At 68.6% G+C, this 24688-nt stretch carries 24 protein-coding genes and 6 pseudogenes; 15 read left to right on the top strand and 15 right to left on the bottom strand.

What is annotated here, in order from left to right; all coding sequences use genetic code 11:
• Positions 1-21: 21 nt before the first annotated feature.
• Entirely contained in the window at positions 22-765 is a 744-nt protein-coding gene (locus ABFX54_RS43415) for an MBL fold metallo-hydrolase (RefSeq protein WP_346112807.1), read from the bottom strand.
• A gap of 372 nt (positions 766-1137) precedes the next feature.
• Between ABFX54_RS43415 and ABFX54_RS43410 the strand changes: the two genes are divergently transcribed.
• From ABFX54_RS43410 to ABFX54_RS43400, 3 genes are all read left to right on the top strand, one after another.
• Positions 1138-1653, top strand: a complete 516-nt coding sequence (locus ABFX54_RS43410; RefSeq protein WP_346112806.1) for an ArsR/SmtB family transcription factor — start codon at positions 1138-1140, stop codon at positions 1651-1653.
• A gap of 31 nt (positions 1654-1684) precedes the next feature.
• Positions 1685-4030 (top strand): aminopeptidase, encoded by a 2346-nt coding sequence (locus ABFX54_RS43405; RefSeq protein ID WP_346112805.1) that lies wholly within the window; start codon positions 1685-1687, stop codon positions 4028-4030.
• A gap of 77 nt (positions 4031-4107) precedes the next feature.
• Positions 4108-4782 carry a hypothetical protein gene (locus ABFX54_RS43400; RefSeq protein ID WP_346112804.1) on the top strand — a complete coding sequence of 225 codons (675 nt, stop codon included), beginning with the start codon at positions 4108-4110 and terminating at the stop codon, positions 4780-4782.
• Here ABFX54_RS43400 and ABFX54_RS43395 read toward each other — a convergent pair.
• Both ABFX54_RS43395 and ABFX54_RS43390 read right to left on the bottom strand, forming a co-directional pair.
• A complete protein-coding gene (locus tag ABFX54_RS43395) occupies positions 4757-5797 on the bottom strand; it encodes a pentapeptide repeat-containing protein (RefSeq protein ID WP_346112825.1) in 1041 nt (346 codons plus the stop codon). The genes ABFX54_RS43400 and ABFX54_RS43395 overlap by 26 nt on opposite strands.
• 274 nt (positions 5798-6071) lie before the next feature.
• A complete protein-coding gene (locus ABFX54_RS43390; protein ID WP_346112802.1) occupies positions 6072-6320 on the bottom strand; it encodes a TetR-like C-terminal domain-containing protein in 249 nt (82 codons plus the stop codon).
• Positions 6321-6467: 147 nt separating this feature from the next.
• Between ABFX54_RS43390 and ABFX54_RS43385 the strand changes: the two genes are divergently transcribed.
• Positions 6468-6956 carry a Dabb family protein gene (locus ABFX54_RS43385; protein ID WP_346112801.1) on the top strand — a complete coding sequence of 163 codons (489 nt, stop codon included), beginning with the start codon at positions 6468-6470 and terminating at the stop codon, positions 6954-6956.
• Here ABFX54_RS43385 and ABFX54_RS57240 read toward each other — a convergent pair.
• Positions 6898-7536 carry a tetratricopeptide repeat protein gene (locus tag ABFX54_RS57240; protein WP_428834631.1) on the bottom strand — a complete coding sequence of 213 codons (639 nt, stop codon included), beginning with the start codon at positions 7534-7536 and terminating at the stop codon, positions 6898-6900. The two genes, ABFX54_RS43385 and ABFX54_RS57240, sit on opposite strands and share 59 nt — an antisense overlap.
• A gap of 642 nt (positions 7537-8178) precedes the next feature.
• Between ABFX54_RS57240 and ABFX54_RS57235 the strand changes: the two are divergent.
• A pseudogene (locus ABFX54_RS57235) lies at positions 8179-8310 on the top strand (transposase); the annotation flags it as partial.
• 28 nt (positions 8311-8338) lie between these two features.
• On the opposite strand, the gene ABFX54_RS43375 reads toward ABFX54_RS57235, so the two are convergent.
• The 7 genes and pseudogenes from ABFX54_RS43375 to ABFX54_RS43345 all read right to left on the bottom strand — a co-directional run bounded on the left by ABFX54_RS43375 (position 8339) and on the right by ABFX54_RS43345 (position 11860).
• On the bottom strand, positions 8339-8620 hold the full coding sequence (locus ABFX54_RS43375; protein WP_346112799.1) for a hypothetical protein: 282 nt from the start codon (positions 8618-8620) through the stop codon (positions 8339-8341).
• Positions 8617-8796, bottom strand: coding sequence for a hypothetical protein (locus tag ABFX54_RS43370; RefSeq protein ID WP_346112798.1), 180 nt, complete (start codon positions 8794-8796; stop codon positions 8617-8619). Before ABFX54_RS43370 ends, ABFX54_RS43375 begins: the two co-directional genes overlap by 4 nt.
• A 198-nt stretch (positions 8797-8994) precedes the next feature.
• A pseudogene (locus ABFX54_RS43365) lies at positions 8995-9446 on the bottom strand (1-deoxy-D-xylulose-5-phosphate synthase N-terminal domain-containing protein); the annotation flags it as partial.
• An 87-nt stretch (positions 9447-9533) separates the two neighbouring features.
• The gene (locus ABFX54_RS43360; protein ID WP_346112796.1) at positions 9534-9926 is read right to left on the bottom strand and encodes a hypothetical protein; all 393 of its coding nucleotides are present in this window, start codon (positions 9924-9926) and stop codon (positions 9534-9536) included.
• The gene (locus tag ABFX54_RS43355; RefSeq protein ID WP_346112795.1) at positions 9923-10480 is read right to left on the bottom strand and encodes a hypothetical protein; all 558 of its coding nucleotides are present in this window, start codon (positions 10478-10480) and stop codon (positions 9923-9925) included. The genes ABFX54_RS43360 and ABFX54_RS43355 overlap by 4 nt, the downstream gene beginning before the upstream one ends.
• A 4-nt stretch (positions 10481-10484) precedes the next feature.
• Positions 10485-11000 carry a hypothetical protein gene (locus ABFX54_RS43350; RefSeq protein WP_346112794.1) on the bottom strand — a complete coding sequence of 172 codons (516 nt, stop codon included), beginning with the start codon at positions 10998-11000 and terminating at the stop codon, positions 10485-10487.
• Entirely contained in the window at positions 10997-11860 is an 864-nt protein-coding gene (locus tag ABFX54_RS43345; protein ID WP_346112792.1) for an MBL fold metallo-hydrolase, read from the bottom strand. The genes ABFX54_RS43350 and ABFX54_RS43345 overlap by 4 nt, the downstream gene beginning before the upstream one ends.
• Before the next feature lie 115 nt (positions 11861-11975).
• Between ABFX54_RS43345 and ABFX54_RS43340 the strand changes: the two genes are divergently transcribed.
• Positions 11976-12524 carry a TetR/AcrR family transcriptional regulator gene (locus ABFX54_RS43340; RefSeq protein ID WP_346112790.1) on the top strand — a complete coding sequence of 183 codons (549 nt, stop codon included), beginning with the start codon at positions 11976-11978 and terminating at the stop codon, positions 12522-12524.
• A gap of 139 nt (positions 12525-12663) precedes the next feature.
• The gene (locus ABFX54_RS43335) at positions 12664-13143 is read left to right on the top strand and encodes a hypothetical protein (RefSeq protein ID WP_346112788.1); all 480 of its coding nucleotides are present in this window, start codon (positions 12664-12666) and stop codon (positions 13141-13143) included.
• Positions 13144-13185: 42 nt separating this feature from the next.
• Here the strand turns inward: ABFX54_RS43335 and ABFX54_RS57230 are convergent.
• Positions 13186-13431: pseudogene (locus tag ABFX54_RS57230) on the bottom strand (FAD-dependent oxidoreductase); the annotation flags it as partial.
• Between the two features lie 393 nt (positions 13432-13824).
• Here ABFX54_RS57230 and ABFX54_RS43330 point away from each other — a divergent pair.
• Together ABFX54_RS43330 and ABFX54_RS43325 are read left to right on the top strand one after the other, a co-directional pair.
• The gene (locus ABFX54_RS43330; protein ID WP_346112786.1) at positions 13825-14124 is read left to right on the top strand and encodes a hypothetical protein; all 300 of its coding nucleotides are present in this window, start codon (positions 13825-13827) and stop codon (positions 14122-14124) included.
• Positions 14121-15752 (top strand): amidase, encoded by a 1632-nt coding sequence (locus tag ABFX54_RS43325; protein WP_346112784.1) that lies wholly within the window; start codon positions 14121-14123, stop codon positions 15750-15752. Before ABFX54_RS43330 ends, ABFX54_RS43325 begins: the two co-directional genes overlap by 4 nt.
• A gap of 258 nt (positions 15753-16010) precedes the next feature.
• Here ABFX54_RS43325 and ABFX54_RS43320 read toward each other — a convergent pair.
• A pseudogene (locus ABFX54_RS43320) lies at positions 16011-16687 on the bottom strand (transposase).
• 340 nt (positions 16688-17027) lie between these two features.
• On the opposite strand from ABFX54_RS43320, the gene ABFX54_RS43315 reads away from it, so the two are divergent.
• Positions 17028-18176 carry a glutathione-independent formaldehyde dehydrogenase gene (locus tag ABFX54_RS43315; protein ID WP_346112783.1) on the top strand — a complete coding sequence of 383 codons (1149 nt, stop codon included), beginning with the start codon at positions 17028-17030 and terminating at the stop codon, positions 18174-18176.
• A gap of 32 nt (positions 18177-18208) precedes the next feature.
• Complete coding sequence (locus tag ABFX54_RS43310) at positions 18209-19042, top strand: aldo/keto reductase (RefSeq protein ID WP_346112782.1); 834 nt, start codon at positions 18209-18211, stop codon at positions 19040-19042.
• A 203-nt stretch (positions 19043-19245) separates the two neighbouring features.
• Here the strand turns inward: ABFX54_RS43310 and ABFX54_RS43305 are convergent, their stop codons facing one another.
• A complete protein-coding gene (locus ABFX54_RS43305; RefSeq protein WP_346112781.1) occupies positions 19246-19437 on the bottom strand; it encodes a hypothetical protein in 192 nt (63 codons plus the stop codon).
• A 444-nt stretch (positions 19438-19881) separates the two neighbouring features.
• Between ABFX54_RS43305 and ABFX54_RS43300 the strand changes: the two genes are divergently transcribed.
• The 3 genes and pseudogenes from ABFX54_RS43300 to ABFX54_RS57225 all read left to right on the top strand — a co-directional run.
• The gene (locus ABFX54_RS43300) at positions 19882-20058 is read left to right on the top strand and encodes a hypothetical protein (protein ID WP_346112780.1); all 177 of its coding nucleotides are present in this window, start codon (positions 19882-19884) and stop codon (positions 20056-20058) included.
• Between the two features lie 18 nt (positions 20059-20076).
• The gene (locus ABFX54_RS43295; RefSeq protein WP_346112824.1) at positions 20077-20973 is read left to right on the top strand and encodes a transposase; all 897 of its coding nucleotides are present in this window, start codon (positions 20077-20079) and stop codon (positions 20971-20973) included.
• 115 nt (positions 20974-21088) lie between these two features.
• Positions 21089-21517, top strand: a pseudogene (locus ABFX54_RS57225) (transposase family protein); the annotation flags it as partial.
• A gap of 853 nt (positions 21518-22370) precedes the next feature.
• On the opposite strand, the gene ABFX54_RS43285 reads toward ABFX54_RS57225, so the two are convergent.
• Complete coding sequence (locus ABFX54_RS43285) at positions 22371-23297, bottom strand: hypothetical protein (protein ID WP_346112777.1); 927 nt, start codon at positions 23295-23297, stop codon at positions 22371-22373.
• Between the two features lie 925 nt (positions 23298-24222).
• Here ABFX54_RS43285 and ABFX54_RS57220 point away from each other — a divergent pair.
• Positions 24223-24333, top strand: a pseudogene (locus ABFX54_RS57220) (IS701 family transposase); the annotation flags it as partial.
• Positions 24334-24688 lie beyond the last annotated feature (355 nt).

The raw sequence follows: 24688 nt of genomic DNA, 5'->3' as shown, positions 1-24688 counted from the left end.
AGCGATCCCCGAAACCTTGGCTCACGAAAGATCGAAGGTGAGACCCGACGTGGCGATGCCGATCTCACCGTCGTATCCGGCCCCGGCGGCGGCTCGCGCGGCTGAGGCGTCCGTGCCTGGCTGCAGGTGCGTCAGTAACAGGTGCCGGGCATCGGCTTCCAGGGCTTGCCGACCCGCCTGACGGGCACTCGTCAGGTAACGCCGGGAATTCTCCGGGACCTGGTTCACATGGGTAGCCTCGGCCAGGAGCAGGTCAGCGCCACGCGCCAGTTCCACCCTGTCGGGACTCGGGCCACTGTCGCCGGTGTACGCGAGCACCCGTCCGCCCGCTGTCAGCCGTATGCCGGCATTGGGTACGGAGTGCGGCAGCAGACGAGTCCGTGCGCGAAACGGGCCGATGTCGAATCCGCTGCCGGCGGTGAACTCGTGCAGGACATAGGCGTCGGTCAGCACCCCTGGGCGGTCCAGCGCGAGCACCGCGTCCAGCGCGCCGGGCAGCGAGTACACCGGCAGCCCCGCCGGCGGGTCGTCACGCATGGTGCGCGCCCGCAACAGCGGGTTCAGGTCGGCGCAGTGGTCGGGATGTCCGTGGCTGATGAACACGGCATCGATCTGATCGGCGCTGACCCGTTCCAGCAGCCGCGGCACCGTCGCGTGTCCAAGGTCGACGAGCAGCCTGAACCCGTCGTGCTCCACGAGGTAACCACTGCAGGCCTGGCCAGCCGCCGGCCACGCACCGCATCCGCCAAGGATCGTCAGCAGCATCCGTGAACCCTAACGGATGTCGCTCGAGCTCAGTGATCGACACGAAGCCCGGTCCGCCGTGAGGCGCTGGAGGCCGAAGGAGGTGTAAGGCCTCCTCGTCGGGCCGTCGCAGGTGTGGAACGCGATCGAACAGGTCGTACCGCGTGACCTGCTCGCCGCGGCGGTGGAAGGTCGAGGACCTCCAGCAGCGGCTCGATGAAGTCTGCGCCGTTTGTTACCGCTTGGGCGATTCGGCCCGCCACGCCGCGGCCCCGCCTCATCATCGCTCTCCGGGATGAACGCCGCGATCGTCCGGCACTGCCGTCCAGCCCTGAGGGCGAGTCGCAGAGCCACCTCTTTCCCAAGAGCTGTTGGATAAATTATAATCCCAAGGTGTCTTTGGAAAATCAGGATGACCTGGTTCCCCTGCGCGCCCTGGCCAACCCGCTGCGCATCCGCATCGTGTCGCTGCTCACCGGCGCGTCGATGTCGGCCACCGAGGTCGCCGACGAACTCGGCATCGCGCACGCCTCAGCCAGCTACCACCTGCGCCAGTTGGCCAAAGCGGGCTTCCTCCAGCAGACGGACGAGCGGCCGCGGGCAGGCAAGGGCCGTCCGCAACTGCGATACCGGTACGATCCGTCCAGCGGCGAGCGCCTCGACCGGTCCGAGGGACGGCAACTCGTCCACCGGGCGATGAGCACTGACCTGGCCAGGCGCCTGGCTGAGACTGATCGCCGGCGCACGTCGATGGACGCCGAGGTATGGCTGGCCAGGCCCGTCTGGGAGGAGATCGTCGGCCTGATCGACCAGGCCGTGGCGCTCCTGCACGACAAGGCCGGCCCGCCGCACGACGGCGTCAAGGTCAGCATGACCGCGCTGCTGCTCGAACTGCGTGACGAACGATGATCGGCCGCCTGCCCGAACTGCGTGACGAGCGGTGATCGGCCGTCTGCTCGTCTGCGCGGCCGGCGCGTTCCTGTCGATGGGACTGCTCATCCCGGCGGTTCCGCGATACGTCACCGGCCCGCTGGGCCAGCAGGCCGGCATGGTGGGCGTCTCGCTGGCCGTCACCGCGGTGGCCGGGGTGCTCGCGCGCCCGCTGGCCGGACGGGTCGCCGACCGGGCCGGACGCCGCACGGCCCTGTGCGCGGGCGCGCTGCTGCTGTCCGGCACGTCCCTCGCGCTGCTCGCCGTCGGGCACTTACCGCTCTTCCTCGTCCTGCGCGGCGTCGCCGGCATCGGTGAGGCGCTGGCCTACGTCGGCCTCGCAACTCTGGCCAGCGACCACCGGCGGCCCGGCGCGGCGATCAACCACTTCTCCGTCGCCGTCAACGCCGGCCTGCTCACGGGACCCGTCATCGCCGAGACGCTGTACGCCGCGTCCGGGTTCGCCGCAGTCTGGGTCACGGCCGCGGCCGTGGCGCTGGGGTCGGCGGCGCTCGGCCTCACCCTGCCGAAGACGACGAGCCCGGACACGGAGAGCGCGAGCCCGGATCCGGGAACCCGGCGGGCCCGGCCGCACCACACGTCCGCTCTACGACCCGGTTTCGGCTACCTGGCCTCCGTGTGGGGCTACACCGCCATCAGCGCCTTCCTGCCCCTGCACCTCGCCGCGCTCGGCGGCTCCGGCGGCCTCCATTTCCTGGTCTACGGCGGCGTCCTCGTCGCCATCCGACTGGCCGGATATCGCCTGCTCGCCACGGCCGCCCCGACGCGCCTGGCCGTCACCTCCCTCCTGCTGACCGGGACGGGATCGATCCTGCTCGCCGCCTGGCCCTCTCCGGCCGGGACCTGGTGCGCGATCGCGCTGATCGGCGCCGGGCAGGGCCTCGGGCTGCCCGCCTTCCTCAGGATGGCGGTGCACGGCCTGCCCGTCCGCGAACGCGGATCCGCCGTCGCCACCACGACGGCCTTCTTCGACATCGGATTCCTCACCGCCACCCTGGCCCTCGGCGCCCTCGCCGACCGGTTCGGCCTGGCCGGCGGCTTCGCCCTCGCGGGCGTCGTGTCCGCCGCCGGAGCGCTGCTGTTTCTGCCCGTACGTCACCACGAACACGAAGGAGCCCCCTTGACCCTTCCCCCCGCTGACCTGTCCGGCTATGCCGACGTCGTGTTCGACGTGGCCGTGCCCCTGCTGGCGGACAACCGGGTGCTGATCAACGCTGAGATCGAGCATGCCCCGCTCGCCCGCGCCCTGGCCGAGGCTGCGTACGCCAGAGGCGCCCGCTACGTCGACGTCTGGTACTTCGACCCGTACGTCAAACGATCCCGCGTCCGGCACGCCGCCACCGCGAGCCTGGCCGAGGTGCCTTCGTGGCTCGACGCCCGCAACGACGAGCTCGGACGCGAAAGCGGCGTCCTCGTCAACATCCGCGGCGCCGCCGCCCCCGACGTCCTGGCCGGGCTGGACCCGGTGCGCGTCGGGCTGGACCGCATGCCGGCCCTGACCTCCCGGCAGCGGCTCCAGCTCGGCAACCTGGTCCGCTGGACGATCGTCCCCTACCCGACGCCCGAGTGGGCCCGCGCCGTCTTCGGCGAACCCGACCAGGCCCGGCTGTGGCGGCACCTGCGCCGCATCCTCCGTCTGGACGAGCCCGACCCGCGCGAGGCGTGGCGGCAGCGCATCGCCGAACTGCTCGACCGCGCCCGACGGCTCACTGAGATGCGCCTGGACGCCGTGCGGTTCGAGGGCCCCGGCACCGACCTGACCATCGGCCTGCTCCCGGACGCCCACTGGACCGTCGCCCGCCTGGAGGACGTCAAGGGCCGCCCCTTCCAGGCCAACCTGCCGACCGAGGAGGTGTTCACCACCCCCGACTACCGGCGCGTCGACGGCACGGTCCGCGCCACCCGGCCGCTGTCCCTCGACGGCACCGTCATCCGCGATCTGGAACTGACCTTCGCCGACGGCCTCGTGACCGGTGTCAGGGCGAGCGCCGGAGCCGACGTCGTCCGCGCGCACCAGGCCACCGACGCGGGAGCGGCCCGGCTGGGCGAGCTCGCTCTGGTCGACCGTTCCTCGCGGGTGGGCGAAAGCGGCATCACCTACCTGGAGACCCTTCTGGACGAGAACGCCACCTGCCACCTGGCCTGGGGCGCCGGGCTGCCTCCAGGCGTGCCCGCCCACCTGCGTACCGACGATCCCGCACGGCTCGACGCGGCGGGCGTGAACACCTCGCGCGTGCACGTCGACTTCATGGTCGGCGGCCCGGACGTCACGGTCACCGGGCTGGGGCCCGGCGGGAAGGTGGTGCTCCTGCGCGACGACGCCTGGGAGTTCTGACGCCCTGCCACAGTCGGGAGTATCAACTTGACGGCCGATCTCAGTCGCGAATGATCTCGTTGAAGGGAGAGTTTGTTGTGCGTGGCACCGCCCTGACCGTGTCCGTCGCTGTCATGGTCGTACTCGGAGGGTGTTCCGCGCCGACGCCCTCGCCGGGTGAGGTGCGGCAGGCGCCCGGTGAGCAGAAGGCGTTCGGCACCAGGAAGAACTACACCGCGGACTCCTTCATGAAGGGCACCCGCTACCCGGTGGAGGTCTATTTCCCACCGCTGCCCGCGGGGGTGAAGCAGGTGACGGTGCTCGCCATGGCAGGGCTGGGCGAGCTGACCGGCATCCCCGTGACCGACGGCGCGCCACTGTCATGGGCGGATCGAGCGGTGCTGTCCGCGCTGGCTCGCGGACCGCCAGCGGTGCTGCGCGCCCACCGACTGGTGACACCGGGGACGCTGTTGCGCTGGCACTGGCGTCTGGTCGCGCGTCACTGGCCATCGACGGCCCCGCCTGGTCTTGTCCACACGTCGCTGAGCGAGAGCCACGACGAGTGGCCCTCCGCGGCCAGGGTTCCGACGGTGGCCAGGGTTCGGACGACGGCCAGGCCGATGCCCCTGGACGCGCCGGTGACCACGGCCCAGGTGTCTGGCAGCCCTCCCGCACCACGCCGTCCGGAAGCCCGCGCCTCTGCCGTCGCCACCCACCGACCCCACCTCGGGACGGCTTCATCGTTCGTCAGAACCGAGTGGTTTTGTCCGTGACGGCAACCCGCCGGATCTGATCAGGCGTCATCCCTCTGACACCTCTCAAGTCCGCGCCTTTCAGGTCGGCCCCGCTCAGATCTGTCTCGCTCAGATCCGCCCCCCTCAGGTGCGCCTTGCTCAGGTTCACCCCGCTCAGGTCCGCCCTGCTCAGGTCCGCCCCGCTCAGGTCCGCCCTGCTCAGGTTCGCGTCGATGAGGGTCGCCTGAACCAGGTTCGCCTTCCTCAGGTTGGCCAAGCGAAGATCCGAACTTATGAGATTTGCATGGTCCAGGTTCGCACCGGGAGCGCGGATCTCACCGAGGTCGGCATTCAGCGGCAGATAGTACGGTTCAGCGGTTCCACGGCCGATGACGGTCAAGGCGGCCTGGATGTCAGCGGCCGGCTTCGCCGGCGGTTTGGCCTCAGGCACGGGATCGTGCTCGCGGACGAAGGCTGTCAGCACGTCATAGATGGTGTCGTGGTCACGCGGGGAGTCTCGGGCCAGGCGTTCCAGCGCGTAGATCGCGCCTAAGCGGACGTCGAGCGTGGATGAGCCCAGCTGCTCGATGTTCTTGGTGTAGCGGTCGGTGATCTGCGCCTCGCGGGTTTCCTCCAGGGTCAGCGCGGTGTATGTCAGGCCGAACGCGGTGAAAACCACGCTCAACACCACACCTGTTCCGCTGATCCATTGGGTGCGCGCCTGCCGGCGCTGGATCAGCAATTCCTCGCGGTCCTTGACCGGTAGCGCCGCCAGCTCCGTCGCGGTGGGCGCCGGCACTCGCCTCGCCCGTGTCCGGTCCATCGCCTGCCGGGCCAGTGCCCAGGCGGCGAGCAGGACGGTCATGATGACCGCCGGCGCACCTGAGGCGAGCTTCGGCCACACCGGTGGCTTCTCGTAGAACTCGTACTCCTGCGGGGCCCATGCCGCCAGCAGTTGTCCTGAAACGTACGCCAGTACGAGCACCACCAGCGTGACCGCCGTCGCCAGCCATGGCCGTCCCGCTCTCCGGGCCTTGAGCGGGTTCAGATTCATGATCTTCACTGCGGTATTGCACACGGGCCCGGTAGCAGTCCGCCTGCAGAACGATGATTTTGACCGCTCCGGCGCGGACCGCACGGCGGATCTTGCCCGGCAGCGGCCCCGCTGATCATGCCGCTCCCATGGGGATCTCCAAGATCCCGGCAGAGCCGAGCTCAGGCGATTGTCGCCGACGCGAACGGCACCGGCCGCCCGCGAGAGTGGTACCGCGAGCCGAGCACCGGACAGGGCGACCCGGTCCGCACTGGATGTTTGGCCGAAAGGACGACTATGCGCCTACGGCACCACCGGCCGGTCCGGCCTGTGCGCCGCGGAGAACGAAGTCCGCCACCCGTTCCAGGAATTCGTCGTCCAGGGGGTGGCCGAGCATGAGCCAGTGGAAAGGGAGCGAGCCGGAGATCATCTCCGGCAGGAAGCCCGGATCGGTATCGGCGGGCAGTCCGCCGCGCTCGAGGGCGCGCTCGAACGCGGTTTCGGCGTGCAGATGCTGGACGTCGCGCAGCGGACCACCTGCCATGCCGCCAGGTCAGGGCGACGCCGATCCCAGACACGACATCCGGATGCGTTGATCCGGGGATTGAAGCAACGATTCGTTGTGTCAAGCAGGGCCGGAGTCCAGGCTTCCCAAGGAGCAAACGGTTGCAGCACGCTTGAGGAGAACCTCGTGATCTACCACCAGATCCGCGTCGCCATGAAGCCCGACGCTCCAGAAGAGCAGGTCCAGCACGCGCTCGACCTGCTGCGGCAGCTCGGCGACCAGCTCGACGTCGTCGAGTTCTTCATGGTCGGCCGCGACTTCGGCGGCGACTTCCACTACGGCGCCATGTACGCGCTGAAGGACATCGACGCCTACCGCACCTACATGTACGACCGGCTGCACCGCCAGATCGACGCGATGGGCATCCCGCTCGCGGCCGACATGGTCTCGCTGGACCTCACCGACGACCCCGACCCGGAGATCGGCGACAAGATCGCCCAGGTGCGCAGCGACCGGTTCGCCGGCCACCCCGAACTCCTCGGCCTGGTCGAGGGCCTCGGCTCCTGCGAGGGCAGCGGCGTCCCTGAGAGTGATACCCCCGACGCGGAAGGGCTCATCAGCAATCAGCGAGTCGGGTGCGGATGTGATCGGCCTGCGGGAGGCCTAGCTCGGTGAAGATTGCCGCTGCTTGCCGCCAATGGTGGCGGGCCTGTTCCTGGTCGCTGTGCCGATGGTGCAGGCGGCCGAGATGGTCATGGATTTCGGCCCGGTTGTATGGATCACCCTGATCATTGGCAAGAACCAGTGCGGCGGTGCAGTGGTCGAGGGCCTCCGTAGTTCGGTGGCCTGCTTCAGCGAGGGCCGCGAGTCCGGTGAGGGCGTCGATCTGCCCGAGCCGCGTGCCGATGTTGCGAGCAAGCTCTAGTGCCTGTCGGAGGTGGGCGAGGGCATCGTGATGCCTGCCTAGGCGGCGGTGGACGACACCGAGCTTATTGAGGACGAAGATCTGCCTATCGAGGTTTCCTATGGCCTGCGCCAGATCTGGACCGGGGCGCCGGACAGCGGTTGTCACACGTTGACCGTCGGCGAGAGGGAGTACCACGCGTCGAGATCCCCGTTTGCCCAATTCGACGAAGTCAGGACGTGCTGAACCGCGAGCGTCACACGCGCGCGTAATGTCCCGCCAGGCGGCATGACAGGCAGGCGATCTCGGCCGAATAGAACCGCAAGACCTTGATCCACGGCGGCCACGCATACGCTACGGCATCACCGTTAATGCCGTCGCCTCTGACGTGGTTGGTACTGATGCCACGCTGAGGTGTCCGCTGATGGCGTCTCGCCAGCACAGGTGATCGGCGAACGGGCGCTGGATCGTCCGTATCCGCTGATGCCGATCCTGCTCGTGCCGTGGGTTCAGGATGTGAGAAGGCAGGAGCAGGTCACGTCCACGATGGTCTGGCGCTGGAAGGGCCCGCGCAAGTGCGCGGGCTCTTCCGGCGACCTGCTCTTGCCGGCTGATCGAAGCCCAGCCTGAATCCACGTGCGCCGTGAGGCGCTGATGATTTGAGTGGAGGTGAGAGACCTTCGCCGCCGTTCCTGTCGCGGCAGGACGGTGAAGCTGGCGGCAGCCTGACCCGGGAGAGGCGGGAGCAGCCGCGACAAAGCCGGGACGGGCCAGCACCGCCAGATGGCGTGGGTCCGGCGCGGAAGGCGGGCTGGGCTCATCGTCGGCCGAACAGGTCAGGACGGGGCGGAGCCGCCGTAGTAGTCCGAGTCCGGGAGAGCCGGACACATGGCCAAGGGCGGCAGCGGTATCGAGAAAGGCGGATTGAGGTGCCCCTGATCTTCCGGACACGGCCAAGTAGGAGGGTGCTGACTGGTCTGGAAGGAAGGGTTCGTGGCGGGGAAGAACTATTCAGAGGAGTTCAAGGACGAGGTCGTCAAGGCCGTCTTGGACGAGCAGTCGACAATCGGGCAAGCCGCCAAGGATTTCGGTGTATCGCGGGAGACCGTGCGGAACTGGGTGACCAAGGAGAAGCGCTGGGCGGATGCCGTGGTTACGAGGCCGGTGTGCAGGCCCGGCGCACGGCGGGCAGATGGGCAGTCAGGGTCCGCGCGTAGGCGATGGGCACGGCCGGGATCTCATCGCCGATCTTCATCCAGGCGATCCCCTGGGCTTCGGTCTGCGCGGCTTGCTGTTCCTGACCAGCGCCATCCATCTCGATGACGGCCTCCATCAGCAGGCGACTGTGGATCGAGGCGGCCAGGGCCAGGTCCACCGCGTGAGTGGCTTGAAGGATCGCCGTCGCGCCGGGTTCGGGCACGCTCGCGTCGGTCATCGCCCGGCCATGACGCACCAGGGCGGAAGGAGCGGTGTGTTGTGGCTCAGCCATGCCTCGCCCCACATACGGCGCCTCCGCGCCTCCGGCCAGTCGCCGTTGTGCAGGACCACCTCACCGTTGTCGAGATAGCGAGGCTCCAGCCCCAGCCGCTGGGCGAGCTCCTGCCCGCCCACAGCAGTAATCCCGGGGGGGCCTGTCCGTGTCCATGAACAGGGCCGGCCCGGCCGGCCGGCGCTCTGATTCGGGCACCACGGCGATGCCGTCCAGAGCGCCGACAGGTATCTCCTGGCGCGGGCTCACAGCCGCGACTCTGGCCAGCGTCAACGGGGTGCCAGTCAGGATGGTTGTCATGGCGCAGGCTGCGACATCGGACCACCAGGCGGCGAACTCCGGCATATCACGGCGACCACGTGGCGGTCGCGCCGGTCGATCAGGCGGTAGGCATGGGCCAGCCCGTATGCCCAGCTGAGGGCCGTGGAGGCGTGCTGGTTCTCCACGAGGTCGTGCGGGGACTCATCCCGCTGGGGTAGCCGGAGAGCCCGCCTTCCCGCCGCAACCGCGAGAAGTCCTGTCGCCCGGTGAGCAGTTTGTGCACGTACGCCTGGTGACCGACGTCGAAGACGATGCGGTCGACGGGAGAGTCGTACACACGGTGCAGGGCGATGGCCAGTTCCACGACGCCCAGGTGCGGCCCCAGATGGCCGCCCGTACGGGACACCGCGCCGATCAGGAACCCACGGATCTCGGCGGCAAGCCGGTCCAGCCGCGCCGTGCTCAACCCCTTGAGATCGGCCGGACCGCTGATCGAGGACAGAACGCTCATGGACGACCACTGCTCCTTCGCGAAGTTCTCTTTCCGGGCGGCGATGTCACACCTCAAGTCCGATGACATGAGGTCGTGAACGTGTGATCAGGCCTGTCCGCGGGTGCTCAGACCTGCGGCTATGACCGCCAGCACCCCCGCCATGAGGAGGGGCAGACCGATCGTCAGAAGCGCGAGGAACCCAAAGATGATCAGGACCACACCGGCGATCGCCAGCGCGGTCCCCCGTCCGGGGGCCTTGCGCGTCATGCCGTATGCCATCAGCACAGCGCACCCGACGAGCCCTCCGGTGAACCAGGACACCGGAGGATCACCCTGCTGTGCGGTCAACCCCAGGTACAAGACGAACATCGTCGCGGTGATCACAACCGCCAACGCCGCCGGCACGGTGCCGGCGCCGAACCGTCTCCCCGCCCGCCGCCCCTTCCCGGACGCGATGGGCGCCTGCCCCTCCTCGGACGGATCGCGCTCGCCGGTCATACGAGTCCTCCTCGTGGCGGCGTTGCCGGTTCGCTCAGGCCGGCGATGAAGGGCTCGCGGACAGCCGGGTCGCAGTGAGCCGCCTCAAGCGCCCGCTTGTCCGCGTCAGGGCCGGGACCGGACGGATGGTCGGTTCCCGGCCCGCACGCGAGCGGCATCGAGGTGGCTCCGTCCCAGGCCGGGCCGGAGGGGAAGGTGACGTCGATGACGACGCGATTCCCGTTCAGGTCGATGGTCAGATATCGGTGCACGTCCCACAAGCCTTCCTCAGGCACGGCGGTGGCCGCGGCCGGGCCGAAGCGGCGGGAGGCGTCGTCGGGCGTGCACCGGTAGACGCGATGGACCAGTTGCGGTCTGGTGTGTGGCCAGTGTTCGGCCAGGATCGCCGCCAGCAGCGCATGCTTCGTCGAACACGTCCCACGCCACTCGGCGAGCGCCCCCCGAGCGCTCCGGTCCCTGGGCCGCCCGTACGGCATCGAGCGCACCGCCTCCACGACCTCCGCCAGCGAAGCGTTCTCCGGCAGACCCGCCCTTGCCGCCAGCGATGTCAGCATGGGGTCATTCTCGGCCCGCGACGGATTCCATCGCCGCCCGGCGCATGCAGTCGGTCTTGCTCCCCGGCTCGTCGGTGATCAACCCGTAGGCCGCGAGCTCGGACAGGGTGACGACCTCGCCGAACGCTGCCCAGTGGCCGTTGGAGATCTGGCGTAACTGGACCCAGACGCGGTGCGCCTCGACCATGGTGTTCTCGGCGCCCTCCGCGGCCAGAACCGCCGCGGTGACGCGCTTGACCAGCTTGTCGCGGCCTCGCTCCGCCAAGGGGCCGAACACCCCGGGCGCGCCTTCGGGAATCGTGACGGTCACGCGGTAGATCGGTTTCGCATGGCGCTGACCGCCGACGAACACGTCCTGCTCGTTGACGAAGCACCAGGCAAGCGCCTGCATATGCGCGAAGTCTCCGAAGCGGGCGAGAGGCGCGGCCTCGATCTCGAGCACGATCGTCGACAGTTCGCCGGCAAGCTGCTGCTTGGCGGCATCGTCCAACGCGCCCTTGGTGGTCGTGAGTTCGATCATTGGCACGACAGATCCTCCGTGGGGTAGTGGTTGTAGCGTGCTAGCTCTACCGGGTCGTGGGCGCAGAACACGTCGACCTGGTGGTGATGCGAGGCGCGCAGCTCGCGCAGCCGGGTCAGGTTGGCGCGCCGGGCGGGGCCGTTGAACTGCACCATGTTCTGGGACATGCGTAGCCCCCGCGGGCAATGCGGGCGTGCCGGATCGATCTCGCCGCGGAAGAAATAGGCGTCTCCGGCGTGCAGCACCCAGTTCGCGCCCGTGTCCACGGCCACGCCGGTGTGCCCACGACTGTGCCCGGCGAGCGGAACCAGCAGGACCTCCGGAGCCAGACCAGCGAGCTGGTGTACCGCCGCGAAGCCGAACCAGTCGTCACCGCCCGTCTCGTCGTAGGTCGACCAGACGGGCCCGTGCGCCCATTGGTTCGGCCGGTAGCGGCGGCGTTCGCCACGGGTCGGACGGAGCATGCCCGCCTCGTGCTCGCGGGCGTGCAGGTGCACCGTCGCCCACGGAAAGTCGCTGATCCCACCGGTGTGATCGGGGTCGAGGTGAGTGAGCACGATGTGCCGGACGTCGGTCGGCTGATAGCCGAGCCGGATCACCTGACTCAACGCGCTCTCCCGGGGGTCGAGTACGGGCCGGATCAACCGGAGGAAGTTCTCCCCCAGCGAGCCGACCGGCTCCTCGGCGTCACGCGTCCCGAATCCGGTGTCGATCAGAATCAGGCTCTGCTCGGTCTCCACGAGCAGGCAGTGGCAGACCAGGGTCGCCGCCGCGAACAGACCACCCGTCCCATTGATCAGGCGTTGGCTCGCGGGATGCATCGTGCCGCAGTTGAGATGGTGTACCCGCATGGTTCCCATGAGGGCATCATGATGTAATTAAGCACTAACTAACAACGCCTGGACGAGTGACATAGATCTCACCACAGCCACTGGCCGAGCTTATTAGTAAGTAGTTACTGTGTACCATGTGAACATGGACGTAAGGCGCAGCACCGCGAAACAACGACGCGCGGAAGCCATCGTGGCCGGTATGCGGGTCTTCGCCGACCACGGGCTCATGACGTCATCGATCCAGCAGGTCGCGGACGAGATCGGAGTGTCGCAGCCGTACGTCTTCCGGCTCTTCGGCAGCAAGCATGCGTTCTTCCTGGCCTGCCTCGATGAGATGGAGCGTCAGATGCTTGAGCTCATCCGGCAGGCCGCGGCGACGTCTCCGGACGATCCGTTGTCCGCAATGCGCTCCGGCTTCCGGGAGATGCTCGCCGACGGAGTCATCACCGGCCTGTGGTTGCAGGCATGCGCCGCCGCGCGCAGGGACGAGACGGTGGCGGCGCGCTGCCGCGCCGTCATCTCGGCGATTCTGGAAGAAGTCGCACGGCTGACGGACGCGGGAACGGACGGCTTGGCGCGGAATCTCGCCGACGGTGCGCTCGTGGTGATGTTGCAGGCGGTCGGGGTGGACCTCGCGGGTGGGAGCCTGGCCGCCATCGATTCCCTACGCGTCGAAAAGACGATCCCGTGAACCGACTCCTGCCGCCGACCGGGAAAAGGGGCGGAGCGGGAGGCGGACGCGAGTGGCAGGCGACGCCGGATGTCCACACCGGGCCTGGAGGTGAGGCCGATGGAGCCCACCGCTTGTCTACATGAACGGAGACGGTGAGATGACCCTCGGTTTCGTCGACAGCGCCGTAGGAACGTCCAACATCCCCGAGTCCGTCCGCACGCTCAGCTCCTTGCCTGACATCGACTACGCCGACCGATTCACCCTCTCCACGGACGTGGACGCGACACCGGAGCAGTGGGCCCGGGCGATCTTCGGCGACGTCCCCAATGTCGGAGAGCTACTGATCTGGTGCGGTCTCCTCGGTTTCCGGCTCAGCCGAACCCGCTCTCCTGCCACCGTGGCCGGATGGCGGATCGGCGGAAGCGGCGAGGATTGGATCCGGCTCGAGGCCGCGTCCTGGTTTCTGACCGGCAACCTCCTTGTACGGACAGCCGGCGAGCAGGTGTCGCTGATGACCTTCCTGCACTATCGCCGGAGAGTGGGCAATGGCGTGTGGCCTCCGTTGTCCGCCGTCCATCGCCGGCTGGTGCCTGGGTTGCTCCACGACGCCGCGGCAAGGATCCGAGCACCTCGATGAGGAACGGGTACCGGGGCCCGGGGCGCCGGCGCGCGGGCCGGCGAAGTCGCCGAGCAGCAGGCCGCCGCCGGACTCCGGACGAAAGTAGGTGCGGGTGCCCGAGTCGATGCACGCGAGCCGGAAGGCCGGCCCGCCCGGGCCGTCCCGCGGGACCGCCACCTCGTGGTGTTCGGCCTCGATGGGCAGGTCGGCGCCCGCCGTCCCGAGCGGTGGCCGGGTCCATGCCCCGGTGGCGAGGACGACGAGGCCGGCCGTGGGGTCGCCCTCGTCGGTGCGCACCCCTCGCACCCGGCCGCTCGCGCTGCAGGGCGGCCCCGCCGGGCGGCACGATGCGGACGAACCCGCACTCGCGGAAGACCGGCGGCCGCCCGGCCCGTTCCGACCGCTCGCGGAAGAAGGCGAGGCTGTCGACAGCCAGGCGTGCTTCCGGCTCGAACGTGTGGTGCATCCGGACGAGGGCCGACGAGCGGCTGCTCATCCCCGCGCGCCGCGCGTCGACGACGGTGACGGAACGCGCACCCCGTTCCGCAGGGTGAACGCTGTCGACGCCCCCTGGACGGAGGTGCCCGACGAACCGGCAGTAACACTGGACACTTGAGTTTCACAAAACCGTGATTTATCGGACATAAGTGCGATGTGAAGTTCTCTCAAACCGGACTAAGTTCCTCTTGGAGAACATTCGTGGCACCTCCCGCACCAACCGACGCGGAGCTCGACACCGCGATCAGAGCCAGGCTCGCCATCCTCGGCATCGACCTCGACCAGCTCCCACCAGGCACCACAGCCGATCCCGAGACCGGCGCGCCGGGGCGCGACACGGTCATGGCCTCGCTCCGCTCGTTCATGCGCGGCTCGGTGGCGGCGCTGGCCGCGTACCGGCTGCCTGCTCCGGACGGAACCAGCCCGGCGGCCGAACCCGCGCTCTCCCAGCAGCGCGCCCCGATGCTCTACCCCTCCATCGGGACGGAGTGGCGCAAATGACCACAAACGACAATCCATCCGGTGACCAGCCCCTCGACCGCACCTTCGACCGGCGGGCGTTTCTGGCCAGGGCCGCAGCCCTGAGCGCGGCCGGGACGGCGGCCCTATCCGCGCCACCGACGGCCGCCTGGGCCGGGGACAAGAACCGGGACCGGCCCGGCCTGGACGGCGGCAACGCCTACGTCAAGCCGCGGCCCGAGGCCATGGCCGACCCGACCGAGCTGACGCTGGCCGAAGCCGCGTGGATGATCCGCAACCGCAAGATCTCCCCGTTGGAGCTGACCGAGGCGTATCTGGCCAGAATCGCCGCGTACGACGCGACCTACCAGGCGTTCAACACCGTGCTCGCCGACGCGGCCCGCGAGGCGGCCAGGGCGGCGGCCAAGCGGCCCAACCGGGGCGTGTTGCACGGCATCCCGCTCGCGATCAAGGACAACTACTACACCGCTGGGGTGCGCACCACCGCGAACTCCTTCCTGTTCCAGGACTTCGTGCCCACCTTCGACGCCACCCCGGTGGCGAACCTCAAGGCGGCCGGGGCAATCGTGCTCGGCAAGACCCAGATGGGCCCGCTGGCCACCACCAGGGCGACCACCCCGGCCGGCGTGATCACCACGGTGAACGCGTGGACCCCGGACCGGCCGAACGTCGATCCCGGCGGCTCGTCCACCGGCACCGCGACCTCGGTGGCCGGGCGCATGGCCACCTCCGGCACCGGCACCCAGACCGGCGGCTCCATCACCGCGCCCTCCAACGCGCAGAACCTCACCGGCCTCAAGCCCACCATGGGCCGGGTCTCCCTGTACGGGATCATCCCTCTCAGCTACACCCGCGACCACCCGGGCCCGCTCGCGCGGGACGCCAAGGACGCGGCGATCATGCTCACCGCGATGGCGGGCGAGGACCAGAACGACCCGCGTACGCAGGGCCTGCCGAGGGTTCCCGACCTCATCAACGCGGCCACCCCGGTGCACTCGGGAAACCGGGTGAAACTCCGCTGGAACACCCGCGTCGGCGTGCTCCCCGGCTACGCCGACGGCACGTCCGCGACCGCCCTGGCCCGCCGCGCGTTCCTGGCCGCGATGGCCGCGATTCGGGGGGTCACGCTGGTGGACGTGCCGTTCCCGGCTGACTGGAGCCTGCTCACCGGCAACGACTTCAACAACGTACGCCTGCCGGAGCGCAGCGAGCCGTTCATGTCCTACCTGCGGAGCGACCTGCGCGGGTTCGGCGTGTCGGTGATCGGCTGGCTGCAGGGCGCGACGATGGGTTCGAACGAGTACCTCACCGGGCAGCGGGCCAAGCTGCTGTTGCTCGAACGTGTGCTGGATCAGATATTCGGCAGTTGTGACGTGGTGGTGCAGACCTCGCCGACGCCGTTCGACTCCATCGGGCTGCCCGAGATCGGGTTCCCCATCGGTTTCACCGCCACGGGCGAGCCCATCGGCACGATCCTCGGCGGCCTGCCGTACGCGGAGGACCGGCTGTTGTCGGTCGTCGCGGCCTATCAGGCTGTCTCGGACTGGCACTGGCGCCGTCCGCCGGATCCTGCGCCCGCCGAGGCCCGTGCGGCGGCCCCCGAACGCGGCCGCGTCACGGCGGAGGAGGCCGCCGAGCAGTCCCAGTAGAAACCCGCCACCGGCGGCCTTCGCGCCGTGTCCGCCCTCCCGCCCGGGGATGACCCTATGGTGAAGGGATGTTGACGGTCGGTATCGATAGCGCCGCGGGGGCGGCGCGAACCGCCGTGACCTGCCTCGACCGATCGTGCCGGGATCATCAGGGTGGCGGCAAGGAGGGCGGCGACCTGATGGTCGAGGCGATGCTTCCGTCCACCGCCGAACTGCCTGGCGGCCCGTGGACGCTGCACCAACGGCGCCACAGCGCCCTCAGACACGCCGCCGACGTTCATCCGCCGCTGGTTTCGCGGTCCCGATCATCGCCATGTGGATCATGGCCTCGGAGCTGGCGGGCTCGGTCTCGTAGCCGCGGGCAGGGCGGCGGCGGAGCATGAGCCGGCCGAAGGTTCGCTCGATCATCCGGCGTCGTTTGAGGACGTGGAAGCCACGGGTCTCGGGCTCGCGATGGACAACCTCGGCGTCGGCTCCGAGAGTGGCGGCGTGTCCGGCGAACTGGTTCTGTGAATCGGTCTCGACCCAGGTCGCCGCCAGGGTGGGTAGGCGTCCTTAGCCTGGTCGAGGACCTGGACGCCGGCCTGGTACTCCGAGACGGAGGCGGCGCAGCCGACCACGGCGAGGAGCAGGCCGAGGGCATCGGTGGCCACGCTCCGCTCGCGTCCGACGATCTTCTTCGCGGCGTCGGTGCCCTGTGAGGCGGTCGGCGGGTCGGTGAGGTCTTCGGTGCCGTGAGGCGGGAAGTCGTGCGGGAGGTAGGCCCGGGCGACATCGGTCCGGCTCAGATACAAGATCGCGTCGAAGATGTCTCGCAGGTCCGTGGGTGCGGCTGCGCCGGTTGGACGGCGATCGAGCCGGGCTTGACGCCAGGCGGTGAGGGTCGGTTCGATCAAGGTCGCTCGACAGGCGGGGAGCGCGGCTCCTTCAGCCAAGCACCAGCTGCGTGATGACGATCGCGAAGAGCACGCGGCGAACGCCACGCCCCGCGTGAGGTCCGTCACCGGTGCTTCCTCTGCCGATTCCTCCTTCTCGGCCTGTTCTCACATCGAGCTCCTCCGAATCGGCGTTCCTCGAGCTGGGCGTATCAATGGAGACATCTGACCAGATACGGAACCTATGCCCTGTAATTCGAGGGAATGAGTTGAGCTGGGACCGCCTCGTTCACCGGCACTGGGTTCGCACTGCCGCCGACCAACGGATCCACTCCACCGCCCGCCGCACATGCGCGCACGCCGGCCCACGGGCACCTGGCAAACCGATCAAGGGGACAGCATGAAAGCACTGGTCTACAACGGGGTCCGCGACGTGGTGGTCAAGGACGTGCCGGACGCCCGCATCGAACGGCCGACCGACGTCCTGGTCCACGTCACCGCGACCAACATCTGCGGGTCGGACCTGCACATGTACGAAGGGCGTACCGACCTGGAGCCCGGCCGGGTGCTCGGCCACGAGAACCTCGGCGAGGTCGTCGAGGTCGGGTCGGCGGTCGACCGGATCAAGGCCGGCGACATGGTGTGCATGCCGTTCAACATCTCCTGCGGGCACTGCAAGAACTGCGAGGCCGGGCTGACCGCCTTCTGCCTCACCCTCAACCCGGACGCGGCCGGCGCCGCGTACGGCTTCGCCGGGATGGGCCCCTACAACGGCGGCCAGGCCGAACTACTGCGCGTGCCCTACGGCGACTTCAACTGCCTGCGGCTGCCGCCGGATGCGAAGGAGAAGCAGAACGACTACGTGATGCTGGCCGACATCTTCCCCACCGGCTGGCACTGCACCGAACTTTCCGGCATGCGGCCGGGCGAGTCGGTCGTCGTCTACGGCGCCGGCCCGATCGGCCAGATGGCCGCCTACTCGGCGATGATCAAGGGCGCCAGCCAGGTCTTCGTCGTCGACCGCCACCCCGACCGGCTCCGGCTCGCGGAGTCGATCGGCGCGACCGCGATCGACGACTCCAAGGGCTCGCCCGTCGACCAGGTGCTGGAACAGACCCGTGGCGAAGGCGCCGACCGGGGTTGTGAGTGCGTGGGCTACCAGGCACACGACCCGCAGGGCACCGAGCACCCCAACATGACGATGAACAACCTGGTCAAGTCGGTACGGCCGACCGGCGGCATCGGCGTGGTCGGCCTGTTCCTGCCCCAGGACCCCGGCGCCCCCGACGCGATGGCCAAGAAGGGTGAGATCCCCTTCGACATGGGACTGTACTGGTTCAAGGGCCAGAAGATCGGCGCCGGTCAGGCCAACGTCAAAGCCTACAATCGGCAGCTGCGCAACCTCATCCACACCGGCCGCGCCACGCCGTCGTTCGTCGTCTCACACGAGTTGCCGCTGGAGCAGGCCCCGGAAGGTTACCGGAACTTCGACGCCCGCGAGGAGGGCTGGACCAAGGTCGTCCTGCACCCCAACGGCCACAGGCGCTGACACCAGCCGAGCCGGCGAGGAAGAGGAGTCACATGACGGCCACCCGCACCGTCGCACTGCCGTCGGGCGTCCTGGTTCCGGCACTCGGCCAGGGAACCTGGCATATGGGCGAGGATCCCGCACGCCGTGGCGAGGAGATGGACGCGCTGCGGGCCGGCCTGGACCTCGGCCTGACCCTGATCGACACCGCCGAGATGTACGGCGACGGCGCCGCCGAAAGCCTGGTCGGCGCGGCGATCTCGGGTCGCCGTGACGAGGTCTTCCTGATCAGCAAGGTGTTGCCGAGCCGCGCCGACCATGACGGGGTGCGGGCCGCCTGCCATGAGAGCCTGAGCCGGCTCGGCACCGACCACATCGACCTCTACCTGTTGCACTGGCCGGGAAGTGTACCTCTGGCGGAGACCATAGGGGGATTCGACTCCCTCGTAGGCGACGGCGCGATCGGCTCGTGGGGGGTCAGCAACTTCGACGTCGGCGACCTGGCAGCACTTCCCTCCGGGGCGACCCCCCAGACTGATCAAATCCTCTACAACCTCAGCCGCCGCGGGCCCGAGGTGGATCTGCTGCCCGAGTGCCGGCGGCGCTCGATGCCCGCCATGGCGTACTCGCCCATCGAGCAGGGACGCCTGCTCGGCTCCACCGCACTGCGCGAGGTCGCGGCCGCCCACCGCGCGACGCCCGCGCAGGTGGCGCTCGCCTGGGTCCTGCGTGACGACGCGGTGATCGCCATACCCAAAGCCGCCACCCGTGACCACATCCGGGAGAACGCGGCGGCCCTGGACCTGCGGCTGACGGCCGACGACCTCGCGACGCTGGACCGCGCCTTCCCCGCGCCCGACCACAAGGTGCCGCTCGACATGCTGTGAGCGCCCTGCCGAGCCCGTCTTGCAGGAGGTTGGACCGGCCTGTCGTCCTCCTCTGCCGAGAGGCGGGCAACGACTCTGCGTCTGGCACTTGTCACGTCCGACCGGGGCCGGGGACCGGACGAGGGGCCGCACGGCGCGCTGCCGGCGGCCGGCGCACCGGCATCTCTGCGGGTTGATCAGCTCCCGCGCCGTCTTGGAAACGGTCACCTGACCGTCACCTCCCCGATGGCGGGGGGTGCGCGGCTGTGCCGGTGCCTGGGCGTGGTCCAGTCCACGCCGAGCATGAGGCGCGGGAAGGAGTCGCCGGCGAAGGAGCAGATGAGGACGGCCAGGCCGCCGAGAACGGCGCCGCGATCGATCAGGTTCGCCGGCAACGGCGCCGCGCCGGAAGCCACAGCCCGCGCCCCGCCGGTAGCCGCGGGACTCCTGCTCCTGTCCCCGCCCAGCTGCAGGCTCCCCGTCCTGCCGAGAGACCGCTCCTTCGGGCGGCCGCACCTGCGGGCGCCAGCCATCCGAGGCTTCCACCACTGGGGAGCCGGGGCGGAAGCTGATCCGAATGCTCACATGCCGCAGGGCTTGGATGAACGGAACCCTCGGCAGGGCACGGAGTGGGTCATGGTCCTGCTCGGGTGGGCGGTGTCGGTTCAGCGGACGCCCGGACGTTGATGACCAGGAGCCGTTCGTGCCTTGGTGATGACCTGTCGCCCTGGCCCGGGCGGTGCCGTCGAGCCGGGCGCGGATGTGTCCCCATAAGGGCCTTGCCCTGTGCATCATCACAGTCCTGACCTCCTTGCCCGGCCGGTGACACACCATTACCTGCCCTGCCGCTGAGGAGATCCGTGACCAGCTCCACCGCCAACCACACCGCCACCGCCGAAACGCCAGAGCAGATCGTGCTCGGCGTGGACGCTCACAACGACGTGCACGTCGCAGCAGTCATCACCGTCATGGGCGTGCTCTTGGGCACCCAGGCGTTCCCGGCCACCGCCGACGGCTATGCCGCGCTGCTGCAATAGGCACGCGGACATGCCCACCTGCGGCGGGCCGGGGTCGAGGGCACCAGCTCTCACGGCACCGCCCTCAACCGCTACCTGCGCCGTCACCACCTGGAGGTGCTGGAGGTCAACCGGCCCGATCGAGCCCGCTGGCGGCGGCGCGGCAAGAGCGACACCGTCGACGCCGAAAACGCCGCCCGGGCCGTGCTGTCGCAGGAGGCGACCGCCATCGCCAAGGCCGGTGATGGCGCCGTGGAGATGATCCGCATGCTCAAGGTTGCCCGGGACTCGGCGGTCAAGGCTCGCACCCAGGCCATCAACCAGCTGCGGGCCGTCCTGGTGCGAGCCGACCCGGCCCTGCGCGACGCCCTCGCCGGCCTCGGGTCGATCACGCTCATCCGCACCTGCGCGAACCTGCCGGAGGCCGAGCACTGCACCATCGATGACGCGGCCCGCACGGTGCTGCGCATGCTCGCCCGCCGCATCCTGGCCCTGACCCAGGAGAGCCGCGCCCACGAGCGCGCACTGGTCGCGATCATCACCGATTACGCGCCGAAGCTGCTCCAACGGCACGGGATCGGGCCGGACACCGCCGCCGCGCTGCTCATCACCGCCGGCGACAACCCCGACCGGCTCGGCAGCGAAGCCGCCTTCGCCGCCCTGTGCGGCGTCAACCCGATCGAGGCATCCTCCGGCAAGACCGTACGGCACCGGCTCAACCGCGGTGGCGACCGGCGAAGCAGCAGCGCCCTCTACACCATCGTCGTCACCCGACTCGGCCGCGACGCACACACCCGCGCCTACGCCGAACGCCGCACCAGCGAAGGCAAGTCCAAGAAGGAGATCATCCGCTGCCCCAAGCGCTACGTCGCCCGGGAGATCTTCCCGATCATCACTGAACCACTCTCACCTGCGGAAGTATCACACCACTTGTAGCACCGGGCGAGGTCACCAGCAAGATCGCTGACTAAACGGCATTGGCCTCGCACCGGGCCTTTCAGTTTGGTGATGTCCCACGACCACACGAGGTTGGGGCGGTCGGCCTCCAGTGCCGATCGAGTGCGGCCGCTCCCGGGAGACGACCCGGCGCCCGGCGCTGGCGGGGTGGGCGGAGTACGGCTACTGTGTCTCCCACTCCGCTATTTCGGGGCTTCGGGCTGCACCTGCTGTGCACGCTGGGCGGGCTATCGGTGCTGTTCGGCCTCAGCGCTGCCCCAAGGCCGATGAGCGCGAGGTCCTGCTCGGCATGCTACGGGCCGCACCCGACGTCCTGGCCGCTCATCCAGATCAGACGATCATCGCCGATCGACACCACTACGGCCGCCTCTTCGAAGCCGAGCTCGCCGAGCGTGAGCTGCAACTGCTGCGCCCGGCCTGCCAGGGCGAGCCCGAGCGGCCCGGCGCAGCACTGTTCAAGCCACTGCGCCATACCGTCGTGCCGATCAAGCGGTCCCTGATCGCCTATGACCACCGGCCATAGCCAGACCCCTTGGCGTCAATCGTCCAGCCACGATCGGAATCCTGCTCAGCTGCACCAGCGTGCTGAGCACCCTGGTGGCGCTGCCGGATCCCGCCGCCGGTCGTCCCGCCGGCGATCGGCGGCGATGACTTCGCGATCAGAAGAGGTCAACGATATGCCACGATCATCATCGATGCCATCACGCATCGACGGATGGCCGAGGCAGGTCAGTTCGCCGTGGATGCGCCGGTGACCCCATCTCGGGTTTCTTCGGCAATGCACAGGATGAGGATATTGACCGCAACGGCGGTGGGTGCCGTCCAGGACTGCGACGGTTGCTGTAGTCCCACCTCTCCGCCACGAGCTTGCGGTGCCAGGCGAGCAACGTGGCCAGGGTTATCGGGAAGACCTTACCCAACTGTTGCGGGGCACCAGGTGCGAGAGAGCCGCCAGCCGCAAGCGGTCAGCTGGTCGGTAACGCCCCGTGAGAACCCGGCGGTGTAGGACCGCGTCTGGTGTCGAAGCACCAGCAATTCCGCCTCCTTGGAGGCGTCGCGGTATAGCAGTAGTGCGGGCAGGGAGAGCCGGCGCCGGATTATGGCGTACACGGTGGACGTGATCACGCAATCTGATCCCAGGCGACCCGAACCAACCGTTCGGCGCCCCCAGCCCGCGCGCCCTCCCGGAGGAAGGCTCCGCGCTGGAAGTGATTCGAATTTTCTTGAACCCCACGGGGTGCTGCGGGGCCGGCCTGAGCCGTTCACCGTACTGGGCACCGGCGAGGTGCGCCGCGCAACCCCCTGGCCACCACGATGGGCCCGCGGAAGTCCACGGGCCCCAATTGTGTAGCGAAACGTCCGGTCAGCTCAGCAGGTCAGAAAGCGCACGTAGGATACGGTACCCCGGCGAGACTGCAGGGGCCGACTTTCATGTCCCATCCGACAGTCACGCCTGCGTTTGACCCCCGGGCGGTGGATATGCCGAGGAGGAATCCGACCTCTCGCTTGTCAGCCTCCCAGTACGACTTGCCCTGCCAGGCCACTTCCATCCATGGATTGACGGGCGCGGGGCTTTTGATCAGTGCCAGTCTTTCACAGGTGGTCACGGCCGTCCCGGCCGAGACCGGTCCGGCCGTGATGTTGAGAGGTATGCTTTGGCAGTTAGGCAGCGACAGTGTGCCTTTCGGGTTGTAGTCAGTCAGCAGCAATTCAGGACTGCTGCCTCCGGATTGTCCAGCCTCCACACTGCATGCGTAAACCTGCGAGAGCTCGGGGCCGCCTTTACGCGCACCACAGGTGGCGTACATGCGAAACACATAGTTGTCGCGGGTCGCGTTCTCGTAGCGCATGTCTCCCCATTGGAGGCAGAGGGGGTTCATGATGCCGATCTGGGTCTCATCTTCATAAGGGCCGATGCAGGTGGGCTCATACCACTTCGTGTCCTGTTGAATCGTGGCGACCCCGCCGCCAGACAGATCCGGGACGTGTGTGGTGCTGGTGCTCACCGTGATCGTCTTGTTGCCGAGGGCGTCGGTCACCGTCTTGCTGGTGACCGGCGCACTCCCTCGCGGCTTGACGATGCAGTTCGCGCCGTCGACCTGGACCTCGTAGTTCTCTTCCTTGATGTTGATCTTCAACTTGTCGCTCGTAAGCTGAACGAATTCGCGGATCGCCGCCTGTTGGTCACTGGCACTACCGCATTCAGGAGATGCTGCGCGGCTGGTTGCCGCTGATCCAACGCCGGACGGCAGCACGGCGAAAGCGACTGCGAGGGCGGCGATCGCCGATAGTAATCTCTTCATGGACGTCCTTCCTTTGATTTTGTGTTGTCGGCTGGTAGCGGCGCTGGTCGAAATAGCGAATCGCGGAGCTCGTGCGTCCGCCATCGAACGGCAGGTGTCTTCGATGATGCTGCCTCCGGCTCGAGGCAATTCACATCAGTTCCTGGACGGATCGCCGGATACGCATTGAGAATCTCACAGACCGCCCAGCATGCTGGTATTGAAATGCGCCAGGATGAAGGTGGGAATTGGGCGACTCCGCCTGGTCGGTATCGGGCGGATATGTCGAGCTAGATGCACCGATCCATGGCACGCGGTCGCGGACGTGACAGCTGTGGCGGGCAAAGTCGTTCCGCACCCTGATGCATTACATGGCGCAGACCGCTGCGGCGCCCGCGACGGCTACGGAGACGAACGTGGCTGCACCAGTAATCGCGAGTGGATTTTCCGATTAATTCGCATGCCGACCATTGTAGGAATTCCACCCTTGCCCCATGCTGTCGCAGTTCTGTCTCCCGCACAGAATCGACAGGGGCTGCGTCCGCATGCCATCGTCCCCGATCAACGCACTCGCCCACCACTGGGAGTGCATCACCGTCACCGGCCCCTCTTGGCCTGCTCGATCCGCCGATCCTCGCCGAGGCCCCGAACGTCGTCCCCGGCCCGCGAAGCCGCCGAGAACGCCGCTACCGGCTCGGCCCGCTACTGGCGCCGTACTCAGCGGAGCGACATTCCTAGCACTCCAGCCGCACTCCGAGGCTCTGGCTGGTCGAAGTCCCGAACGTGAGACGGCCATCGCCGAGACCATGGGGTGGTGAAGCTCCAACGTGATCGGACGATGGCCGCGTCGTCCCGGTAGCCCAGGCCGGCCCAGCGTGTTGGGACGATGCACTGGATGAGTTGTTCTCCCAGGTGCTGGCACCGTCCTTCGTGCGGCGCGTGCCGCCGGTCACGGGCACCGGCTTGCCTGGGCGGGCTGCTGAGCGATCTGGAACGGAGGAACGGCTGGTCGCCGGCCGAGTACGCCGGGGACAGTTGTCCCGATGGGATGCAGCGACCAGCTTGACGCCCGGACGGGCGGCGGTGAAGTCCGGGCCGACCAGGCCGGGGATGCCGCGGAAGTCGCCTGGACGGTGGTGACCGGCCGGAACGCCCGCCCCTGGGCCGGGACCAGGTCCTGCTCCCGCATCAGGGCGCGCACCAGTTCGGCCGAGCAGTGCTCGCCGCGCCGGGCCAGGGCGGTGTGGACGCGCCGGTAGCCGTAGGTCTCGTGCGAGCCGGCGAAAGACGACCTCGGTCACGTCCCGTCGGGTGGTGTAGAACCGGCCCTTCATCGGCGCGTCGCCTTCAACAAAGGGGGCCATCGCGTGAGTCTCTGTGTGAAACCGCCAAGTGACACGCAGAGGAGACGA

Source organism: Nonomuraea maheshkhaliensis, assembly GCF_039529435.1.
GTDB classification, from domain to species: Bacteria; Actinomycetota; Actinomycetes; order Streptosporangiales; family Streptosporangiaceae; genus Nonomuraea; species Nonomuraea maheshkhaliensis.
Note: the sequence above shows the minus strand (reverse complement) of the source record. Positions and strands in the feature narration are given on the sequence as shown.

Bases quoted from the DNA above. Each gene is read 5' to 3' on its own strand.
- ABFX54_RS43415 (WP_346112807.1), bottom strand. From the start codon at position 765: ATGCTGCTGACGATCCTTGGCGGATGCGGTGCGTGGCCGGCGGCTGGC.
- ABFX54_RS43395 (WP_346112825.1), bottom strand. From the start codon at position 5,797: ATGAATCTGAACCCGCTCAAGGCCCGGAGAGCGGGACGGCCATGGCTG.
- ABFX54_RS43390 (WP_346112802.1), bottom strand. From the start codon at position 6,320: ATGGCAGGTGGTCCGCTGCGCGACGTCCAGCATCTGCACGCCGAAACC.
- ABFX54_RS57240 (WP_428834631.1), bottom strand. From the start codon at position 7,536: ATGCGTGGCCGCCGTGGATCAAGGTCTTGCGGTTCTATTCGGCCGAGA.
- ABFX54_RS43375 (WP_346112799.1), bottom strand. From the start codon at position 8,620: ATGACCGACGCGAGCGTGCCCGAACCCGGCGCGACGGCGATCCTTCAA.
- ABFX54_RS43360 (WP_346112796.1), bottom strand. From the start codon at position 9,926: ATGACCGGCGAGCGCGATCCGTCCGAGGAGGGGCAGGCGCCCATCGCG.
- ABFX54_RS43355 (WP_346112795.1), bottom strand. From the start codon at position 10,480: ATGCTGACATCGCTGGCGGCAAGGGCGGGTCTGCCGGAGAACGCTTCG.
- ABFX54_RS43350 (WP_346112794.1), bottom strand. From the start codon at position 11,000: ATGATCGAACTCACGACCACCAAGGGCGCGTTGGACGATGCCGCCAAG.
- ABFX54_RS43345 (WP_346112792.1), bottom strand. From the start codon at position 11,860: ATGGGAACCATGCGGGTACACCATCTCAACTGCGGCACGATGCATCCC.
- ABFX54_RS43340 (WP_346112790.1), top strand. From the start codon at position 11,976: ATGGACGTAAGGCGCAGCACCGCGAAACAACGACGCGCGGAAGCCATC.
- ABFX54_RS43335 (WP_346112788.1), top strand. From the start codon at position 12,664: ATGACCCTCGGTTTCGTCGACAGCGCCGTAGGAACGTCCAACATCCCC.
- ABFX54_RS43325 (WP_346112784.1), top strand. From the start codon at position 14,121: ATGACCACAAACGACAATCCATCCGGTGACCAGCCCCTCGACCGCACC.
- ABFX54_RS43315 (WP_346112783.1), top strand. From the start codon at position 17,028: ATGAAAGCACTGGTCTACAACGGGGTCCGCGACGTGGTGGTCAAGGAC.
- ABFX54_RS43310 (WP_346112782.1), top strand. From the start codon at position 18,209: ATGACGGCCACCCGCACCGTCGCACTGCCGTCGGGCGTCCTGGTTCCG.
- ABFX54_RS43285 (WP_346112777.1), bottom strand. From the start codon at position 23,297: ATGAAGAGATTACTATCGGCGATCGCCGCCCTCGCAGTCGCTTTCGCC.